General features: G+C 65.3%; 17 protein-coding genes. 10 read left to right on the plus strand and 7 right to left on the minus strand.

Annotated elements, in window-relative coordinates:
* The first annotated feature begins 37 nt into the window (after positions 1–37).
* Entirely contained in the window at positions 38–2,743 is a 2,706-nt protein-coding gene (locus M4J39_RS07945) for a bifunctional acetate--CoA ligase family protein/GNAT family N-acetyltransferase (protein WP_251727276.1), read from the plus strand.
* Positions 2,744–2,751: 8 nt separating this feature from the next.
* Here the strand turns inward: M4J39_RS07945 and M4J39_RS07950 are convergent, their stop codons facing one another.
* Positions 2,752–3,042 (minus strand): hypothetical protein, encoded by a 291-nt coding sequence (locus tag M4J39_RS07950; RefSeq protein WP_251727277.1) that lies wholly within the window; start codon positions 3,040–3,042, stop codon positions 2,752–2,754.
* Between M4J39_RS07950 and M4J39_RS07955 the strand changes: the two genes are divergently transcribed.
* The 5 genes from M4J39_RS07955 (at position 3,032) to M4J39_RS07975 (ending at position 8,692) form a co-directional block, all read left to right on the plus strand.
* Complete coding sequence (locus M4J39_RS07955) at positions 3,032–5,419, plus strand: methyl-accepting chemotaxis protein (RefSeq protein ID WP_251727278.1); 2,388 nt, start codon at positions 3,032–3,034, stop codon at positions 5,417–5,419. The two genes, M4J39_RS07950 and M4J39_RS07955, sit on opposite strands and share 11 nt — an antisense overlap.
* Positions 5,420–5,612: 193 nt before the next feature.
* Entirely contained in the window at positions 5,613–6,572 is a 960-nt protein-coding gene (gene tal, locus M4J39_RS07960; RefSeq protein ID WP_251727279.1) for a transaldolase, read from the plus strand.
* A gap of 124 nt (positions 6,573–6,696) precedes the next feature.
* On the plus strand, positions 6,697–7,650 hold the full coding sequence (locus tag M4J39_RS07965; RefSeq protein WP_251727280.1) for a sugar-binding transcriptional regulator: 954 nt from the start codon (positions 6,697–6,699) through the stop codon (positions 7,648–7,650).
* Between the two features lie 56 nt (positions 7,651–7,706).
* On the plus strand, positions 7,707–8,096 hold the full coding sequence (locus M4J39_RS07970; protein ID WP_251727281.1) for a DUF4440 domain-containing protein: 390 nt from the start codon (positions 7,707–7,709) through the stop codon (positions 8,094–8,096).
* Positions 8,097–8,293: 197 nt separating this feature from the next.
* Entirely contained in the window at positions 8,294–8,692 is a 399-nt protein-coding gene (locus tag M4J39_RS07975; RefSeq protein WP_251727282.1) for a diacylglycerol kinase, read from the plus strand.
* Positions 8,693–8,803: 111 nt separating this feature from the next.
* Here the strand turns inward: M4J39_RS07975 and M4J39_RS07980 are convergent, their stop codons facing one another.
* Together M4J39_RS07980 and M4J39_RS07985 are read right to left on the minus strand one after the other, a co-directional pair.
* Complete coding sequence (locus M4J39_RS07980) at positions 8,804–9,502, minus strand: D-allulose-6-phosphate 3-epimerase (protein WP_251727283.1); 699 nt, start codon at positions 9,500–9,502, stop codon at positions 8,804–8,806.
* Between the two features lie 232 nt (positions 9,503–9,734).
* A complete protein-coding gene (locus M4J39_RS07985) occupies positions 9,735–10,283 on the minus strand; it encodes a hypothetical protein (RefSeq protein WP_251727284.1) in 549 nt (182 codons plus the stop codon).
* 200 nt (positions 10,284–10,483) lie between these two features.
* Here M4J39_RS07985 and M4J39_RS07990 point away from each other — a divergent pair, with 200 nt between their 5' ends.
* Both M4J39_RS07990 and M4J39_RS07995 read left to right on the plus strand, forming a co-directional pair.
* Complete coding sequence (locus tag M4J39_RS07990) at positions 10,484–11,197, plus strand: response regulator (protein WP_251727285.1); 714 nt, start codon at positions 10,484–10,486, stop codon at positions 11,195–11,197.
* On the plus strand, positions 11,194–12,507 hold the full coding sequence (locus tag M4J39_RS07995) for an ATP-binding protein (RefSeq protein ID WP_251727286.1): 1,314 nt from the start codon (positions 11,194–11,196) through the stop codon (positions 12,505–12,507). The genes M4J39_RS07990 and M4J39_RS07995 overlap by 4 nt, the downstream gene beginning before the upstream one ends.
* A 75-nt stretch (positions 12,508–12,582) precedes the next feature.
* Here the strand turns inward: M4J39_RS07995 and M4J39_RS08000 are convergent, their stop codons facing one another.
* Genes M4J39_RS08000 through M4J39_RS08015 form a run of 4 tightly spaced genes read right to left on the minus strand, consistent with a single transcriptional unit; the run spans position 12,583 to position 17,013 of the window.
* Positions 12,583–13,590, minus strand: a complete 1,008-nt coding sequence (locus tag M4J39_RS08000) for a DUF4340 domain-containing protein (RefSeq protein WP_251727287.1) — start codon at positions 13,588–13,590, stop codon at positions 12,583–12,585.
* A 22-nt stretch (positions 13,591–13,612) separates the two neighbouring features.
* Positions 13,613–15,487, minus strand: coding sequence for a Gldg family protein (locus tag M4J39_RS08005; protein ID WP_251727288.1), 1,875 nt, complete (start codon positions 15,485–15,487; stop codon positions 13,613–13,615).
* Positions 15,488–15,496: 9 nt separating this feature from the next.
* Entirely contained in the window at positions 15,497–16,243 is a 747-nt protein-coding gene (locus tag M4J39_RS08010; protein ID WP_251727289.1) for an ABC transporter permease subunit, read from the minus strand.
* Between the two features lie 29 nt (positions 16,244–16,272).
* Positions 16,273–17,013 carry an ABC transporter ATP-binding protein gene (locus M4J39_RS08015; protein ID WP_251727290.1) on the minus strand — a complete coding sequence of 247 codons (741 nt, stop codon included), beginning with the start codon at positions 17,011–17,013 and terminating at the stop codon, positions 16,273–16,275.
* Between the two features lie 254 nt (positions 17,014–17,267).
* On the opposite strand from M4J39_RS08015, the gene M4J39_RS08020 reads away from it, so the two are divergent.
* Together M4J39_RS08020 and eutC are read left to right on the plus strand one after the other, a co-directional pair.
* Positions 17,268–18,659, plus strand: a complete 1,392-nt coding sequence (locus tag M4J39_RS08020) for an ethanolamine ammonia-lyase subunit EutB (RefSeq protein WP_251727291.1) — start codon at positions 17,268–17,270, stop codon at positions 18,657–18,659.
* A complete protein-coding gene (gene eutC, locus M4J39_RS08025) occupies positions 18,656–19,405 on the plus strand; it encodes an ethanolamine ammonia-lyase subunit EutC (RefSeq protein ID WP_251727292.1) in 750 nt (249 codons plus the stop codon). Before M4J39_RS08020 ends, eutC begins: the two co-directional genes overlap by 4 nt.
* Positions 19,406–19,469: the final 64 nt, after the last annotated feature.

Consider the following 19,469-nt stretch of genomic DNA (forward strand, 5'->3'; position numbering starts at 1 on the left):
CCGCGCTCCGAGCCCTCTCGCCGAGCCTTCGCCCGACATGAGCCTTCAGAGCCTCGACCCATTCTTCCGGCCGAAGCGCGTCGTGCTGATCGGCGCGACCGCCCGCCCGAACTCGGTGGGCTCGGTGCTTGCGCGCAATCTCGCAGCCTTCGGTCACGACCGGGTCGCCTTCGTCAATCCCTTCGTCACCGAGATCGACGGCGTGGCGGTTCTCCCCTCCGTCGCCGACGTCGCCACGCCGGCCGATCTCGCGGTCATCGCCGTGCCGCCGGAGGCAATCGTCGGCGTGATGGATGAGGTCGGCGCGGCCGGCATTCGCCATGCGGTCGTCATCACCACCGGTCTCGGCCACGGGGCGGGCAGTCTTCTGGAGGCGATGAAGGCAGCAGCGCGACGACATGACATCCGCGTTCTCGGTCCCAACAGCGCCGGCCTGCAGATTCCGTCCATCGGCCTCAACGCCAGTTTCGCGCAGCGAGCCGCCGTGCCCGGCGATCTCGCGTTCATTTCGCAATCGGGAACGCTCACTCACGCCGCCCTCGATTGGGCGGCACGGCATGGGATCGGCTTTTCTGGCATCGCCGTGCTCGGGGATGCCGTCGATGTCGACTTCGACAAAATGCTCGACCATTTCGCCCTCGACCACCGTACCCGTGCCATTCTGCTCTATCTTGAGAGCATCCGCGACGCCCGCGCCTTCCTGTCGGCGGCGCGTGCGGCCGCCCGCTCCAAACCGGTGGTGGTGATCAAGGCCGGCCGGCATGCCGCCGGCGCCCGCGCCGCCCGATCGCACACCGGTGCGCTTGCGGGCGTCGACGCCGTCTACGACTGCGCCTTCCGCCGGGCCGGCCTGCTCAGGGTCGCCGACCTCGACGAGATGTTCGCCGCCGCCGAGACGCTCAGTCTCGTGCCGCGCATCCAGGGCAAACGCATCGCCATCATTACCAACGGCGGGGGCGCCGGCGTATTGGCGGCCGACCGCGTCGTCGACCTTGGCGGCGAGCTCGCCACACTGTCCGACGACACCATAGCATCGCTCGATCAAGTGTTGCCGGCAGGATGGTCGAGAAGCAACCCGGTGGACCTCATCGGCAACGCCGCCGCCGACCGCTACGGCGCGGCGACGCGCGCCATTCTTGCCGACGGAGGCGTCGACGCCGTGGTGGCGATCAATTGCCCCACCCCCCTCGCCCCCTCCAGGCTCGCGGCCGACGCGGTGGTCGAAGCCGTCGCCGACTATCGCCGGGGCCGCTACGACGGCAAGCCATTGATCGCAGCCTGGCTCGGAGAGGACGACGGCTGGAGCAACACCTTCGCACGAGCGCGCATACCGGCACTCGAAACGCCGCATGGCGCCGTCGAAGGGTTGATGCAACTCGTCCGCCATGCCGAAGCTCAGGCGGCCTTGACGGCGACACCGGCTGACGTTCTGGCCGGCTTCTCTCCGGATCGGGCTCGTGCGGCGGCCGTGATCTCCGCGGCGTTGGCCGACAACCGTCTCTGGCTCAAGGCGAGCGAAGTGGTCGAACTCCTGACCACATACGGCATTCCCATCGTGCCGGCCCTGGCAGCCGCCGACAGCGATGAGGCCAAACGCCTTGCCGCAACGCTTCTTGCCGAGCATCGTTCGCTGGTCGTGAAGATCGCTTCGCCCGACATCGTCCATAAATCCGACGTGGGCGGGGTCGAACTTGAACTGTCGAGCCCGGAAGCGGTCGGCGCCGCGACGGAGGCGGTGATCGCCCGCGCGAAAGCGGCCCGGCCAGGCGCCCGCATCGACGGCGTGACGCTCCATCCGATGATCGTCGCGCCCAAGGCGGTGGAACTGATCGCCGGCGTCACCGATGATCCGGTCTTCGGGCCGGTGATGGTCTTCGGTCGCGGCGGCACCGCTGTCGAGGTGATCAACGATCGCGCGTTGGCTCTTCCACCACTCGACGCAAACCTCGCCCGAGACCTGATCGCCCGGACGCGTGTCGTTCGTCAGCTTCAGGGCTATCGCGATCGCCGCCCCGTCGATGTCGATCGTCTCGCCATCGTCCTGCAGCGGCTTGCCCAACTCGTTGCCGAGCACCCGGCCATCGCCGACATCGATCTCAACCCGCTGATCGCCGAGGCGGATCGCCTGACGGTGGTCGACGCACGCGTCACTCTTGTCGCCGACCCGCCGGCATCCGGCGGCGCCGTGCATCATCCGCGCCTGTCCATCCGCCCCTATCCGACCGAGTGGGAAGAGCACATCGCACTCCCCAACGGCCAGTCGGTTTTCGTTCGGCCGGTCCGACCGGAGGACGAGGGGCGCTACCTGGACTTCTTCTCGAAGATGACCGCCGAGGACATGCGCCTTCGTTTCTTCCAGCGCGTCCACGACCTCGGCCACGCCTTCGTCGCCCGCCTGACGCAGATCGACTACTCGCGCGCCATGGCCTTCGTCGCGCTCGACCCGGAAAGCGGCGAGATGCTTGGCGGCGTCAGGCTGCATGGCGATCCCGGCGGCGGCGATGGGGAGTATGCCGTGTCGGTGCGTTCCGACCTGAAGGGCCACGGTCTCGGGAGGGCGCTGATGATGCAGATCATCCGTTACGCTCGCCGCGAGCGCTACGGGCGCATCCATGGCGAAGTGCTCGTCGAGAATCGGCAGATGCTCCGGATGTGCGAACGTCTGGGCTTTGCGCTGACGCCGGACCCTGACAGTCCGGAAATCATCAAGGTTGCCCTGGACCTCCGTTCAACTGCGGACTGAACTAAAGTCTAGACCGTACACGCAGCGGATGTATTCTCCATTTCATATCCATGAAAGTCCGTGGACTGCTTGCTTTTTTCGCCGTTTTCAACCGTCGATGGAGCAATCCTGATCACACCGATGACGGCCGAGATTCGCATTCGCGGCAAACGATTGCGAAGCCGACAATTTTTCGCGTAATTCGCGTATTCCATCCACATTTTCTTTACCGGACCGCAGCACATTTCACGGATACGCACGTGAAGCATGCGCGCCGTCTCGTGGCGGGCGCCAATCCGGGGGGAGAAGATGTCGCTCACGGCCTTCCTGTCGAACCGTTCGATTTCGATGAAAATCGGCGGCGGTCTGGTCTCTCTCGCGGTACTGGCCGCCATCGTCGGAGGAGCCGGATTCCTGGGGCTCAACCGCTTGGGCCTTGCCGTGGACATGACGTCGAAGTCGGCTTCGGTGCTGGCGACGGTCAACGATGCCGGCAATGCGGTAACGACCTTCATCCAGAACAGAGACAACGGTGCCGCGGCTGAGGCCAGCCATCTGCTTGAGCAGGTCAACGCCAGCCTCGACGAGCTCGGTGGCAAGTCGGATCCCGCGCTCGCCCCGGCCTATGCGGCTGTCGACCAGTTCCGCGCCTCCATCGGCGTGCTGTCGGCATCCTCGGATGCGGTCGCGGCCAGCGCGGCCTCAACCATGGAACTGCTCTCCAACATGCAGAGCCGGGCCAGCCAGATCGAGGCCGACGCTGCCACCAAGGCCAAGGATTTCCAGACCAAGGCCAGCGAATCCGCGCTTGCCACCAACTCCGCCGCAAATCTCGCGGTCACCGCCTACAAGATCGAGATCTCGGCCCTGAAGGCCAACGAACTGTTGGCCAAGTTCGCCGCGACCGGCGACAGCGCAAACGTCGACGCGGCGCTGAAGGCGGTGATGTCGGTACGGGCGATCGTCAATCAGATCAGGGCCTTGGGGGCCGATGACGAAATCAAGGCCCAAGCCGGCACGATCGAGCAGGTAGCCAAGGATCTCGTCCCGCTGCTGGACGAGATGCGAAACAGCTCCAATCCGTTCGCGGTCGAACAAAAGCGCATCTTCGCCCTCGACGGCCTCGGCAAGCTCAGCAACGGCACGGAAGAGATCATCCGTCTCGCAGGCCAGCAGCGCGATCTCGCCAGCTACAACATGCAGTCTCTGCTCGACGATGCCACCAAGGCGCGCCAGCTCTCCGACCTCGCGACCGTTTTCGGCAGCGAGATCGACCAGTTGGCGCAGCAGACGACGACTTACCGCTACGATCCCGACGCCGTCAGCACCAAGGCGACTCTGAAGGCCGCCGACGCTGCCAAGGAAACCGGCCAGAAGATCGTGGCCGCCGGAGGCGTCGACCCGTCCAAGGATATCGACCGCTTCAAGGAAGCGTTCGCCAAGATGGTCGATGCGTCCAAGGCCTTCAAGGGCGCGCGGGAAGAGTCGCGCAGCCAGTCGGTCGCAGCCATTTCCTCCATAAAGGCGGTGGTCGACGATCGCGCCGCCGCAGCCAGCCGCAATCGTGCATCGAGCACCTTCACCATGTCCGGCACGCTCGGCGCGGCACTGGTGTTCGCGCTGATCATCGGAGTCGTGCTGTCCAGGCTGATCACTCGTCCGATCACCAACCTGACCGCCGCCATGCGACGCCTGGCCACCGGCGACACCGACATGGCGCTTGACCTCGCCGGCCGTAAGGACGAGATCGGCGGCATGTTCGGAGCCGTGCGCGTCTTCCGCGACAACGCCATCGAACGTCGCCGTCTTGCCGACCAGACCGAGGCGGAGCAGCGGGCACGGGCGCTGCGTCAGGAAACCATCGAGGGCGTCATCAACGACTTCCGGCTGGAGATCGAACAGCTTGTCGGAACCGTCGCGGGCAATGCCGACCAGATGGAGGCGACCGCCCGGGCACTGGCCGCCATCGCCGAGGAAGCGCGCGAGCGTGCCGGCACCGCGGCTTCGGCGTCCGAACTCGCGTCGGACGGCGTTCAGACGGTTGCCGCAGCGGCGGAGGAACTGTCGGCGTCCATCGGCGAAATCTCGCGCCAGACGGATACGGCAACCGCCGTCGCCCAGCGCGCCACGGGCGAAGCCAAGAAGACCGACGCCACCATCTCCGGTCTTTCCGACGCGGCGACGCGCATCGGCAACGTCATCACGCTGATCAAGGCAATCGCCGAACAGACCAACCTTCTCGCCCTCAATGCCACCATCGAGGCGGCGCGCGCCGGCGAAGCGGGCAAGGGCTTTGCCGTGGTCGCTTCCGAGGTGAAGAACCTCGCCGGACAGACGGCCAAGGCCACCGAGGAGATCGCCTCGCAAATCGCCCAGATTCAGGCCTCGACCGATGAAGCCGTTTCGGCCATCCGCGCCATTTCCGACATCATGGGCGAGGTCGATCGCACGACCAACGTCATCGCCACGGCCGTCGGCGAGCAGGGCCACGCCACCGCCGAGATCTCGCTGAACGCCCAGAAGGCGGCCGGCGGCACCAAGTCGGTCGCCGACGAGACGCTGGCACTGACCCGCGTCGTCGGCGAGACGTCGCAATCGGCAAGCCAGGTGCTCGCGGTGTCCAACGACATGAACGATCAGGCGACCCGCCTTCGCGCTGTCGTCGAGAGCTTCATCAACCGAGTGATGGCGGCCTGACAGGTTTTCGGGGGGGGGGAGAGGGAAGCGGGCGGGCTCCAAAAGGGCCCGCCCGTTCCATTTGTAGATTCAAAATGCAATTAATTTCTTTTTATGCGTTTCTTGCATTTTGATGGTCGAAGGACCATAGTTTGTGAGGACGGAGAGCGGCTGTGACATCAGCGAATGCGCGGCCGGATATGGAGTTGAGGACATGGCTTCCAAGCTGGATCAATTGCGCGAGATGACCGTGGTGGTCGCCGACACGGGCGACATCGACGCCATCAAGAAGTTCAAGCCGGTCGACTGCACGACCAACCCGACGCTGGTGCTGAAGGCCATCGGCCTGCCGGCCTACGAGCCGATCCTCGCCGACGCCGTTGCCTGGGGCAAGAAGCAGGCCGGCACGCAGGAAGCGGCAGTGAAGGCCATCGGCGACCGCCTCGCCGTCGCCGTCGGCACCGAGCTCACCAAACTGGTCGAGGGCCGCGTATCCACCGAGGTCGATGCCGACCTTTCCTTCGACACCGCCGCCACCGTCGAGAAGGCACGCGCCATCATCGCGGCCTACAAGGCCAATGGTGTCGAGCGCGAGCGCATCCTGATCAAGGTTGCCGGCACCTGGGAAGGCATCCGCGCCTCGGAGATCCTTCAGAAGGAAGGCATCGACACCAACATGACGCTGATCTTCGACATCGCCCAGGCCATCGCCTGCGCCGATGCGAAGGCCTTCCTGATCTCGCCGTTCGTCGGCCGCATCCTTGACTGGTATGTCAAGGCCGAGGGTCGGACCTTCACGCCGGACGAGGATCCGGGCGTCGTCTCCGTGCGCGGCATCTACGACTACTACAAGGCCCATGGCATCCCGACCGTGGTGATGGGCGCCTCCTTCCGCTCGCAGGGCGAAGTCGAAGCCCTGGCCGGTTGCGACCGCCTGACCATCTCCCCGGCCCTTCTCGATTCCCTGGCGGCCGACAACGGCACGCTTCAGCGCGCCCTGTCGCCGAACAAGCCCGGCCCGAAGCCCGCCGTGGTCAACCTCGACGAGAAGGCCTTCCGTTGGGCCATGAACCAGAACCCGATGGCCACCGAAAAGCTGGCCGAGGGCATCCGCCTGTTCGCCAAGGACCTCGGCGAGCTGCGCAATATCGTCGCCAAGCGCTTCGTCGCCTGACGACGCGAGGTCGGGGCATTTTCAAGCCGATGCCCCGACCCTCTCCCCGGGCCGGCACGTCGACGACGGACGACGTGCCGGACGCCGGTGACTGGCGATCCCATTCCCATCCAAGGCGCGTATCATGCCCCGGCCCCGTCGCAGCGAAGACATGATCGTCGAGATCGCCCGCCTCCGCTACGAGCAGCGCCTGCCGCAGACCGAGATCGCCCGTCTCCTCGAAATTTCCGAGGCGACCGTCAGCCGGGCTCTGAAATCGGCGCTGGACCTCGGCTACATCGAGTTTCAGGTCACTCCCAAGGCCTTTCGCGACAGCGCCGCCGAACAACGCCTCAAGGCCCACCTCGGTCTACGCCTCGCGGTCGTCGTCGAAAGCAAGGCCGGCGCCCATGCCGACACGCTGGGCAAGGCGGTCGCCCGCGTCATCGAGGACACGCTGAAGAGCGGCGACGTGCTGGGCGTCTCCGACGGGGCCACGGCGGCAGCCATCGCAGCGGCGACGCGTCGCTCGCCAGCGCGAGACCTCAATGTCGTCGCCCTGGTCGGCGGTGTGGGAGCGCCGGAACACTATACCCACTCCTCCGAAGTCTGCCGGCGGTTCGCCGCCGGTCTCGGCGCCCAAGCCTGGCAACTTCCGGTGCCGGCCATTGTCGACGATGCCGACGCGGCCCGCCTGCTGCGGGAGACCGGTACCGTGCGCGGCGTCTTTTCCATGATGGACCATCTTGCCGTTGCAGTAGTGGGAGTCGGCGCCATTTCGGCCACGGCCATGGTGTTCCGTGAGGGCTTCATTGCCCCCGGAAAGCTGGAGGAAATCCGAGCGCATGGCGCCGTCGGCACCATCTGCGGCCGCTTCTTCGGCGAGGACGGCCGTCCCGTCGGCACCGAGTTCGACGACCGTACCCTCTCCATCTCGCTCGAGCGCCTCGCGCGCGTGCCGCTCTGCATCGCCGCCGCGTTGTCGCCGCTGAAAGCCGAGGCGATCCGCGCCGCCGTCGCCGGTGGCCTCGTCAACGCCGTCGCCACCGATATCGAGACCGCCGAGGCGCTGATGGCGCTTCCCGCCTCCCGCTACTGACATTCGCGGACACTGTCTCGACCTAATCTGCCCCGGAGAGTTTGGGGGAGATTGCCATGACCATCGCCGACGACATTATCGCACTGGAGAAAGCAGCGCTCGACCGCTGGTGCACCGGCGATCCCGATGCCTTTCTCGACCTGTCGGCCGAGGACGTCACCTATTTCGATCCGTTCCGCGAGACACGGGTCGACGGCAAGGCCGCGCTCGCGGTCCTTTATGCCGACCTGCGAGGCAGGATCTCAGCGCCGCGCCATGAAATGCTCGAACCGAAGGTTCAGGTGGTGGGCGATGCCGCCGTGCTGACCTTCCGCTTCGTGTCCTGGAACGGCAGCGAGGGCAACCGCGTCGCCTGGAACTGCACGGAAGTCTACCGGCGCGATCCAGGGGGATGGCGCATCATACAGACGCACTGGTCGTTCACCGGCGTTGGCCCCGCCACCTGACTAGCAAGTGCACAAGGGCATGGCGCCCCTTCCGCCGGCCCACTCGGCTTCTTGCGTTTGCCGGAGGAAGGCATCGCCCGGCACACCACCGCCCGTTTTGCTTGAGGAAGCCTGATTTGCTCGAAAATGTCCTATTGGGTTTTCCGCTTAGGGATTGCTATGCTCGGTGGCAGTTGCAACAGCAAGCGGATGAAATCATGGCGGATGTCAGGGCGATCTGCGCGATCGGTCAGCGAGGCCAGATAGGGCTCAATGGGGAGCTGCCTTGGGAGGGCAATCCCGACAGAGAGTTCGTCGCCGACGTCGAACGCTTTTACGAGGTGACGCGCGGTCACGTCATGCTGGCTGGTCCGCACACCATTTCCACCCTGCCCGGCTTCATGAAGTTCGACCGCACGCTTTGCCCCGTCCGTTCGAGCGACCGCCCCGAGGATGTGCTCGCCCGCTTCCCGGACCGGGTCGTCTACGTTGCCGGAGGGCCGGCGGTGTGGGAGGCTTACGCGCGCTTCATTCGTCACTGGGACATCAACCGCCTTCCGTATGACGGTCCGGCCGACCGCTGGTTCAAGCCTGAGTGGTTGGTGGCGGCCCGCTGACGAGCGAACGACACGAAAAAAGGCGCCCGAGCAATGCCCCGGCGCCTTTCTTGTTTCCATAGTCCGGAAAAGCGTTTCTGAAACCTCTTTGCAGGACCGTTTGTTTCTGTCTCAAAGGCTATTCAGCCATTCCATACGCTTGCCGAGGTCGGGCGTATCGAACACCAACTTGCCGGCCACGATCGCCTGGGCACCCGCCTTGCGCAGGACCGGCACGGTATCCTCGCGGATGGCGCCGTCGGCCACCAACACGATGCGGTGACCACTGGGAACACCAGCGATATACTTACGCGCCTCTTCGAGGCGTTGCGTGGCCGACTGGCTGATGCCCTCGCGCTCGCCAATGCCTGCGCCGAACAGGGTCACAAGCTGCACGCGCGGCAGGTGGCGGATAAGCTTGGCGACCGGGGTGTCCACCTTCAACACAACACCGGCGACGAGACCGAGCTCGTTGATCCGGGCGATGCCGCTGTCGGTGAGCAGCGTGTTCTCGGCATGGATGGAAATGGCGTCGGCACCGGCAGCCGCGAACTGGTTGATCTGGTTGATCAGCGCCGGTTCGCCAACCATCAGGTGAACGTGGATGGGCTTGTCGGTGATCGAACGGATGCGGGCAACGATCTCGGGAAACATCAGCAGCGTGTCCGCGAAGACGCCATCGGAAGCGTCGATATGGATCACGTTGGCATAGGGGTCGATGCGAGCCACTTCGTCGGCGATGCGCAGGAGGTCCGACGACCACATCGAAAACTCGGTGATCAGGTGGTCGGTCGGGAGGCGGTCGATCCATCCGGCGGCGGGGCGGTTCATCAGGCGGTTCTCCGGGGGTCAGAACATGAAAGGCGCCCCACCGGACGACGGCCCTCGCCGGCCCGCTGGCGCGCCATGTTCAAGATTGCGCACAAGCATTTGGATATCACTAGTGCTTTCGTAGCGAAGAGTGCTTTTTTCGCGCGGCCGTCATGCACGGCACATCCTTCCCCCGGAAACGCAGAACGGCGGAGCCCTGCCCCGCCGCCCAGTGTGCGCAATCGATGGTTGCTCAAGCGACCAGATCGAACAGATAGCTGGTGCTGCTCGACGAGGTCGAGGAGCCGTCGGAGCCATAGGCGGTCTGATTGCTCTCGGCGAGCGCCGCCTGCAACTCCTCCAGAATGTCGGCGATGGTCGTGCCGGATGAAGAGGAGCTGCCATCGGCGCTCTCGGTCGTCTCCTCACCTCCGGGCGGCGGCCCCGGCGGTGGTCCGCCGGCTCCACCCGGCCCGCCGGCGCCTTGCGGGCCCTGCGAGAAGGTTTCGTCGAAGACCTTGGCAAGCTCGTCGGCCTGATCGGAGGTCAGCGTGCCGGCGTCGACCTGCTGCTGGATCAGATCGGCGATCTTCTCCTTCATCTCGTCGGGCGACGGCGGCTTGCTGCCGGAGGTCTGGCTCGACCGGTTGCTCGATAGGGTCTCGTCGATGCTTTCGAGTGCGGTTTCAAGAGCGGATTGGCTGGTCGACTGGATGCTGCCGGCGCTGATATCGGACTGGAGCGTCGACTGCAGCCGAGCAAGCGGCGACTGATAGGCGTTTGTTGAGGAAATCGAGGTCATTTCTACCCTCGGGCTAGAGTCTTACGCATTACATTCGGAAAACCAAGCGCCGCGTCCGTTAACGAGCGGTAACCAGTTGGCTGGCGCGGTAACAAGGCGTTTCGGCAGTCACGAAAGGAAACATCTAGATACAAAATAACTGTCGTGGCCTAACGCCTGAATGCTAAAGCTCGGCCGTTGAATGGAGATGGCCTTTCTTCATGCAGAACCACATCCTGCTCGTAGAAGACGATAACGACATCAATACGCTGGTCTCGCGTTACCTCAAGGCGAACGACTGCCGCGTATCTGTAGCCCGCGACGGCCGCGAGATGGACCGCATCCTGACGACCTCGCGCGTCGATATTGTCCTGCTCGACATCATGCTGCCCGGTGAGGATGGACTGAGCATCTGTCGTCGCCTGCGCAACAGTTCCACCATGCCGATTATCATCCTGTCCGCACGCGGCGAAGAGATCGACCGCGTTGTAGGGCTGGAGATCGGGGCGGACGACTATATCGCCAAGCCCTTCAGCGCGCGCGAGCTTCTGGCGCGCATCCGCGCCATTCTGAGACGAAGCAGTCTGCCTGCCGCCAAGACGACGCGATCGGAGGCCCGGCGCCTCAGCTTTGCCGGTTGGGTGATCGACACGCGAGAGCGCAGCCTGACGACGCCATCCGGCGCCAAGGCAACGCTGACCGGGGCCGAGTTCGATCTTCTGGTCGCCTTCGCCGAACGCGCCGGCATCACGCTCAGCCGCGACCAACTTCTGGAACTGACCCAAGGCCGCCTTGCAGCGCCGTTCGAGCGATCCATCGATATCCTGGTCAGTCGCCTCAGGCGCAAGCTTTCGCCCGATGACGACAAGTCGGAGTTCATTCGCACCATCCGGTCGGAAGGCTATCTGTTTACGCCCGAAGTCACGGCCTCATGATCGGCCGGTTCCTGCGTCTGGTATTCGATTCCGTAGCCGGCCAGGTCATCGTCCTGCTGGTGTTGTCGATCGCCGCGATGCACGGGGGCCTGACCGCCTATTTTTTCCTGTCCAATCCCCGCACGGTCTTCAGCGCCTCGCCGGGCGAGAAGGCTGGCGAGATCGGCGCCGCCGCGCATATGCTCGCAAGCGCCAGCCCGACGGAGCGTCCCCGGCTCGTCGAGCTGATGCAGGCGACGCTGCCATCCCTCGCGACCTGTTCCGACCCGATCCCAGCAGAAGCATCCGAAATCCGGTTCGGTCCGCTCGCATCCCGTCTCGGAGGAGCGGCGACCGCCCGAAAAGTCTTCGATGGCCGACCGACTCCCGGGGACGAACTGGTCGGACCGCTTTTCATCGAGCTGTCCGACGGCGCCTGCTATCGTCTGGAACTGCCGGAAGCGGATGCGCCGCATTTCTTCGGTCCGGGCACGACTCTGCTCGGCTTCCTCCTCATCACCACGATCGTGCTCGTGAGTTGGGCCATGGTGGTGATCATCGGCCCTCTCAGGCGCTTCGAGGCCGCTGTCGAGCGGTTGCGCGACATGCGTTCGGACGGTTCGGTGCCGGAGATCGGGCCGCGCGAGCTGCGATCGGCCATCTCCGCCTTCAATCGCATGCGCGCCCGCATCGGCAAGCTCATGGCAGAGAAGACGACCATGCTCGCGGCCGTGAGCCACGACCTCCGGACGCCGATCACCCGCCTGAGACTGCGCGCCGAGTTCATCGATGACGAGACGATCCGCGAGCCGATGCTGGCCGACCTCGACCACATGGCCGCACTGGCGCACGTGGCTCTCGTCCACCTCTCCGGCACCGACAGTCCCGAACCCTTCGACCAGACCGACCTGCCCAGTCTCTTGCAAACCATTGCCGACCAGTTCGCCGATCTCGGCCATACGATATCCTACGAGGGGCCGAGCCGTCTCAGTGCTTGCGTAAGGCGTCGCGATATCATGCGGGCGGTCACCAATCTCGCCGACAATGCCGTGCGCTATGGCGACAAGGTGGTGATATCCCTGCGGACGCTGCAAGAGCATCGCCTGGCGATTTCGGTTGCCGACAACGGTCCCGGCATAGCTCCCGGCGAACGAGAGCATCTGCTCGCGCCTTTCGTGCGCGGCGACAGCGCCCGCGGCTCCATGCCGAACTCCGGTTTCGGGCTGGGGCTCACCATCGCCCGAGACGTTGCGGAAGCGCATGGCGGGCGCATCGCCCTTGGCGACAACGCGCCGCACGGCTTGTTGGCCACCCTGGAAATCGAAGGATAACGCGAGAAGAAGCAAGACGGCCGGCGAGTTTCCTAGCCGGCCGCAGGTTTCATTCCATCTCAGCCGTGGCTTGGGTCAGCCGTCCTTGGCAAGGCTTGCCACCGTCCAGCTGAACATCTCGGTATGGATGGTGTTGACCTTGAACTCGTAACCGGCGGCCTTCTCGTTGATGGCCTTGGCGGCGTCGGCCGCCTTGGGGTCGATCGCCTCGGCGACGATGCGGATCCAGCCCTTGCCGGCCTCATCCGTCGCAGGGACGGCCGTAGCCGTGACCGCCAGCCCGTCGGTCGTCTCGTAGCGAAGACGCATGGTATTGGCGATCGAAGCAGGCGTTTCCTTCCGGACGTCGGTAAAGTCGAAGCCCTGGAGGAAGGCCGTGACGCGATTGGCCTTGCCTTCGTCCGGGGCCTTGCCGTCGGGCAGCGTCGCCGGCAGCAGCTTGTCGCCGGTCCGCAGGAAATCGACGGTGGCGCCGCCGGCGTCGGTCAGCGTCACCTTCGACAAGGTCGCCGGCTTGATGTCGGTCAGGCGGGCGTCGAACCAGTCGGCGCGGGCGGTCGGCACGTCGAGGGAGCCGCGCACCAGATAGGACTGCGGGTTTCCGTCGAGGCGCACATACTGGCCACCCCGGCTGCCCCCAACAGTGTAGTCCTTGCTGCCGGCGTAGACGGCGGCAAGCGGCTTGCCCTCTTTGTCGAGCAGCGCCACCTTGGTGGCCGCCCCTTCGGCCGATGCGGGATCGGCAAGGCCGAGATCGACATAGCGATCGGGCTTGTCGGTCTTGTCTTCGTCGATAGTCAGCGTCGCCAGGGACGAGACGAGCTTGCGCACCGTGTCGATCTTGGCCGGATAGCCGGACGCATCGACGAAGCGGTCTCCCTCGCGCGTCAGCGTGGTGGTGTCCTTGCCGACGGTTACGGCGAGGCTTTCCACCGAAGCCGAGGTCTTCACGAGGTCCGGCAGAAGCGCCCGGCCACGATCGGCGACGGCGCTGTCGGCGGCAGTCCCGCCAGCGACCACCACGGCCGCGACGACGGCGGCGGCGGTGACGACGGCAAGACCGATGAGCGATTTCGGCGTCATATCAGGTAACTCCTCGCTGGACTCAGGCTTTGCGGACCGGTACCGGCCGACGGGGCCGGCGCAGGGCGAAGACGAGGGCGACAAGCGCCACCGCCGCCGGCACGACACCGATGATCAGCACCATGATCCAGTTCTTGAGGCTCGCGACGTCGGCGCGCAGTTGGTACTGCACCTCCCGCAGTTCGGCGCGGGCCGACAGGAGATCGGACTTGAAGGTTTCGATCGTCTTGGCCTGCTCGGCGGACACCAGTTCGCCATCCTTGGCCTCGCCGGTGGTCGAGGCGTCCTTCAGCTTCTTCTCGGTATCGGCGATGCGCTGTGTCAGTTCCTGCTGCTTGGCGAGGAAGCGTTCCTCGGCGGCGCGCTCCAGCGCGTCGATGCGCGTGAACGGACGCCAGGAGACCGTACGGCTGCGCAGATCGGCCAACGCCACGCCGCCGGCCATCTGCTCGACGGCGTTGAGCAGGAAGTCGCCGTTGTTGGCGAAGGCCTGCGCCACCTGCCGGCCGAGCACGTTCTGCTTCTGCAGCCAGTTGCGGTCGGAAAGCATGTCGGCGTCACCGACAAGGATGACGTTGGGAGCCGAGGCACTTTCCTTGATCGGTGTACCCTCGGCGGCCGAATCCTTCGGCTTGCCATCCGGGAAGGCGGTGTGAAGCTTGCCTTCGAGACGGGCGGCCACCACCGGACGACCACCGCTCTTCTCGATCTTGGCGAGAAGAGCGCGCGGATCGCCGTAGGGGTCGGCTGCTTCGCCAGCCGGCAGCAAACCCGCGTCGGCCGAGGCATACATCAGCGGCTTCAGCGTCGTGTCCTTGCCGGTAGCAGTGAAGCTGCCGGCCGTCGTCATCACCACGGCATTGAGTTTGGAGGTGACGGCGTCGCCCCGGTCGAAGCCATCGTCATGGATGGCGAACCAGGGATAGTTGGCAACCTCCGCCTGACGACCACCGATGTTGCGCACGGTGCGGATCGCCCAGTCGGGATCGCCGATCGCCTTCTTGGCGTCGAAGCCGACGCCCCAGGCGTCGAACATCTTCTGGAAGTCGGTGGCGTTGTTCTCCACCGGCATGCCGGGCTGAGGTCCGACCTGGGTCTCGGCGAAGGGATCGGCGAACACCAATGTGGCGCCGCCCGAAAGTACCCACTGATCGAGGGTGTAGAGCGTACGATCGCTGAGCTTCTGCGGCTGCACCACCAACACGACACGGGTGTTGTCGGGCAGCTTGTCGATGTCTCCGCCGATGGTCTCGACGCTGTAGGTCTCCTTCAGCATCGTGAGGATCTGGGTCGGCTCCTGCCCGGCCATCGGATTGCCGGCCATGCCGAGCCCATCGAGAAGCGCAACGACCGGCTTCTTCGGCTGCCCCAGCTCGGCGACGAGGCGCGTCAGGTCATATTCCAGGAAGGCCTCGCGATCCGGCGTGAACACCGGGATGTTGGCCGAACCGTTGGTGGAGTTGGTGGCGGCAAGGCCGAAATAGATCGGATCGGAACTGCCATCGAGGCTGATGCGGTTGATGCCAAGTCCGACGGCGCGGTCCTCTTCCTCCGAGTAGGGCTCGGGATCGATCACCTCGAGAGTGATCTTGCCGTGCGACAGGCTCTCGTAGGTGTCGAGCATGGCGCGGACGCGCGAAGCGTAGGCGGACAGCGCCGGCGCCGCCTGGTGCAGGCCGGCCGACATGAACAGGCGCATGTGAATCGGCTCGTCGAGCTTGTCCAGCATGGCCACGGTGCCGTGGGAGAGCGAGTAAAGGCCGCCGTCCGTGAGGTCGATACGGCTTGAGCGGAACAGCGTCGACGACAGCGAGTTCACGGCGAGGTAGAGGATGATCGCCAGGACGGCGCCGACGGCGACGAGACGGGACTTGGGAATCCGATTGAGTTTCGACATCGTGGAACCTCAGGCCGCTTTCTTGGCGTCGACGACCTGGACGTTGATCCAGAGCGCGAGCACGATGGTCGACAGGAACAAGATGACGGCCGGCGCCTCGAGGACACCGCGCGTCAACCGGTCGAAGTTGGTGATGAAGGAGAGCGACTGCACCAGATCGACCACGAAGGCCGGCGCCCAGCCGCGAAGAGCCGCGAGCACAAGATTGGTGCCGGACATCACCAAGAGGAAGGACACGATGGCGGCGAGGATGAAGGCGATGACCTGGTTCTTGGTCATTGCCGAGATGCAGGCGGAAATCGCCAGGAAGGCACCAGCCATCAGGAAGGACCCGATATAGCTCGCAACGACGATGCCGTTGTCGGGAGACCCAAGGTAGAGCGTTACCAGCCAGAAGCTCATGGTGAGCACCAGCGCCACCGCCGTGAAGGCCCAGCCAGCCAGGAACTTGCCGATCACCACCTCATGGGCGCGGACGGGCAACGTCATCAAAAGCTCGATGACGCCGGATCGGCGCTCGTCGGCCCAGAGCCGCATGCCGATGGCTGGCATCAGGATGAGGAAAAGCCAGGGGTGCCAAGCGAAGAACGGGCCAAGGTCGGCCTGCCCTCGCTCGAAGAAGCCGCCGGCGAAGAAGGCCAGGCCGGCTGAGAGAGCGAGGAACACCAGGAGGAAGACGGCGGCCAGCGGCGTCGCGAAATAGGCGCGGAACTCGCGGCCGAACACCAGTGCGATGGTGCGGAAAGAGGTTTTCATCTCGGATTGTCTCCGGAAGATAAGCGGCGTCAGGCGGCCTTGCTGCCGGTGATGGAGCGGAAGACGGTTTCGAGCGTCGGTCGCTGGCCATCGACGGCGGCGGCGTCGAGAAGCGCGGCCGGCGTCGCATCGGCGACCACCTTGCCCTCGGCAATGATGACGACTCGGCTGCAGATCGCCTCGACCTCCTCAAGGATATGGGTCGAGATGACGATCGCCTTGCCCGGCGCGATGGCCGAGATCAGCTCGCGCATGTCGTGCTTCTGGTTGGGATCGAGGCCATCGGTCGGCTCGTCGAGGATCAGAACCTCGGGGTCGTGGATCAGTGCCTGGGCAATGCCGACACGGCGCTTGAACCCCTTGGACAGCGCGTCGATCGGTCGGTTCCAGACAGCGGCGAGATTGACCCGTTCGACCATTTCGGCAAGGCGTTCGCCGAGCACGGCATTTGACAGACCGCGCATGCGGCCGACGAAGGCCAGGAAATCGGCAACCGTCATGTCGCCATAAGCCGGCGCGCCTTCGGGAAGATAACCGAGGTGACGGCGGGCGGCGATGGGGTCGGCGAAGACGTCATGACCGGCGATCGAGGCGGTGCCGGCGTCGGGTTCGAGAAAGCCGGTCAGCATCTTCATGGTCGTCGACTTGCCGGCGCCGTTGGGGCCAAGGAAGCCCACAACCTCGCCACGGCTCACCTCAAGGCTGACGCCATCCACGGCGCGCAGTCTCGAAAAGGTCTTCACCAGGCCGCTGGCCTGAACGAGTTGCATGCCTTTTCCTCCAGCGTTCGAAATCGTCCATCTGGGCGCCCATCGGCACCGAGCCGGTCCGGCCGGAGCTACCACGGGCGGGCAAGCAGGGATATCGGATTCTTGGCGAAATCGTGTTCAAAAACAGACCTTACCGATTGTTCATCAAAGTCGCCCCGATGCGTCAGTATCGTCCCCCATGTGACTTCGGCCGAGGCGAGGCCTGCTCAACAAAACGTCTTGGCCAATCCTTGGGCGATGATAGACTGACGGGCATGTCCAGCTACGCCATCCTGCTCGGCCGCCAGCGCCACGTCTTCGACGATCTCAAGACCCTCATGGCCGCCGCTTCGCCGGAAAAATCCGGCGACCGGCTGGCCGGCATCGCCGCCGACACCAACGAGCGCCGCGTCGCCGCGCGCTATCTGCTGGCCGACATTCCGCTCCGTACGTTTCTCGAAGAGCCGTTGATCCCCTACGAGATCGACGAAGTCACCCGGCTGATCCTGGATGGCCACGACGCCGCCGCCTTTTCACCGGTCGCCCACATGACGGTCGGCCAATTTCGCGACTGGCTGCTGTCCTACGAGTGCACAACCGACGCGCTTTCCGCGCTCGCCCCCGGCCTGACACCCGAGATGGTCGCCGCCGTCTCCAAGATCATGCGCAACCATGACCTGATCGTCGCCGCCGCCAAGACCAGCGTCGTCACCGGTTTCCGGACGACCATTGGCCTCAAGGGGCGCCTGTCCAGCCGCCTGCAACCCAATCATCCGACCGACGATCCCGAAGGCGTTGCCGGTTCGACGCTCGACGGCCTCACCTTTGGCATCGGCGACGCGGTAATCGGCATCAACCCGGCCGGCGACAACCTCGAAGCCTGCGTGCGGCTGATGGAACTGTTCGACCGGCTCCGCCAACGCTTCGACATTCCCATGCAGTCCTGCGTGCTGACCCACGTGACGACGTCGATCAAGGCCGTCGAGGCCGGTGCGCCGCTCGACCTGGTGTTCCAGTCGATCGCCGGCACGGAAGCCGCCAACCGCGGCTTCGGCGTCGATCTCAACGTCCTTCGCGAGGGGCGCGAGGCCGCGCTCAGCCTGAAGCGCGGCACCGTCGGCGACAATGTGATGTATCTGGAAACCGGCCAGGGGTCGGCGCTGAGCGCCGACGCCCATCACGGTGTCGACGAACAGACCATCGAGGCGCGCGCCTATGCCGTCGCCCGCCACCTGAAGCCGCTGATCGTCAACACCGTCGTCGGGTTCATCGGTCCCGAATATCTCTATGACGCCAAGCAGATCATCCGAGCCGGTCTTGAGGACCATTTCTGCGGCAAGCTGCTGGGCGTGCCGATGGGCGTCGACGTCTGCTACACCAACCACGCCGAAGCCGACCAGGACGACATGGACAACCTGATGTTCCTGCTCGCCTCGGCCGGCGTCAACTTCCTGATCGCCGTGCCCGGCGCCGACGACGTGATGCTGAACTACCAGTCGCTCAGCTACCACGACATCGTCAGCCTCCGGCATTCCTTCGGGCGGCCGCCGGCGCCCGAGTTCGAGGCCTGGCTCCAGCGAATGGGGCTCTTCGACCGCGAGGGGCGTTTGGCGCCGCTGGCCAGTTCCGACGCCCGCCGGCTCATCGACTATAGGGCGTCGGCATGAGCAATCCCATCGACCTCGACCCGTTCGCCCGCTTCAGGGCCGTCACCCGCGCCCGCATCGGCCTCGGACGGGCCGGCGACTCGTTGCCGATCCGCGCCGTGCTCGATTTCCAGCTGGCGCACGCCCGCGCACGCGACGCCGTGCATGGCCACGTCGATTTCGCCGCAATGGCGGAGCGGATCGGCGCTACACAGCCGGTGATCCGCCTCAAGTCGCGCGCCGCTGACCGGCCGACCTATCTCGCCCGCCCCGACCTCGGCAGGCGCGTCGACCCTACCGCTGTGGCCGGCGTTGAAAGGGGCGACTGGGACGTTGCCTTCGTCATCGCCGACGGCCTGTCGGCCGCTGCCGTGGAAGCGCATGCGGAAATCGTGTTGTCCGCTTGCCTGCGCCGGCTTGGTGACCTGAAGGTCGCGCCGATCGTGCTGGGCGAACAAGCCCGCGTCGCCTTTGGCGACGAGGTCGGTGACGCGCTTGGCGCCCGCATCGTCGTCGTGCTGATCGGCGAGCGGCCCGGCCTGTCGGTCCCCGACAGTCTCGGCGCCTATCTGACCTTTGCCCCCAAGGTCGGCCGGCGCGACAGCGAACGCAACTGCCTCTCCAACATTCACGCCGATGGGCTGATGCATGAGCTCGCGGCCGACAAGATTGCCTGGCTGATCCGGCAGGCCTTGCGGCTTGGGCTCACCGGTGTCGACCTCAAGGAGGACATGGCGGGCACGGCAGCGCTGCCTGTCGCACCTTGATCCGAAATTTTCTCAACAACCCGCGTCTTGCGCGACCCTTCGCCAATACCGTCACGCCCATTGC

This window comes from Pleomorphomonas sp. NRK KF1 (assembly GCF_023721755.1).
Lineage (GTDB): Bacteria > Pseudomonadota > Alphaproteobacteria > Rhizobiales > Pleomorphomonadaceae > Pleomorphomonas.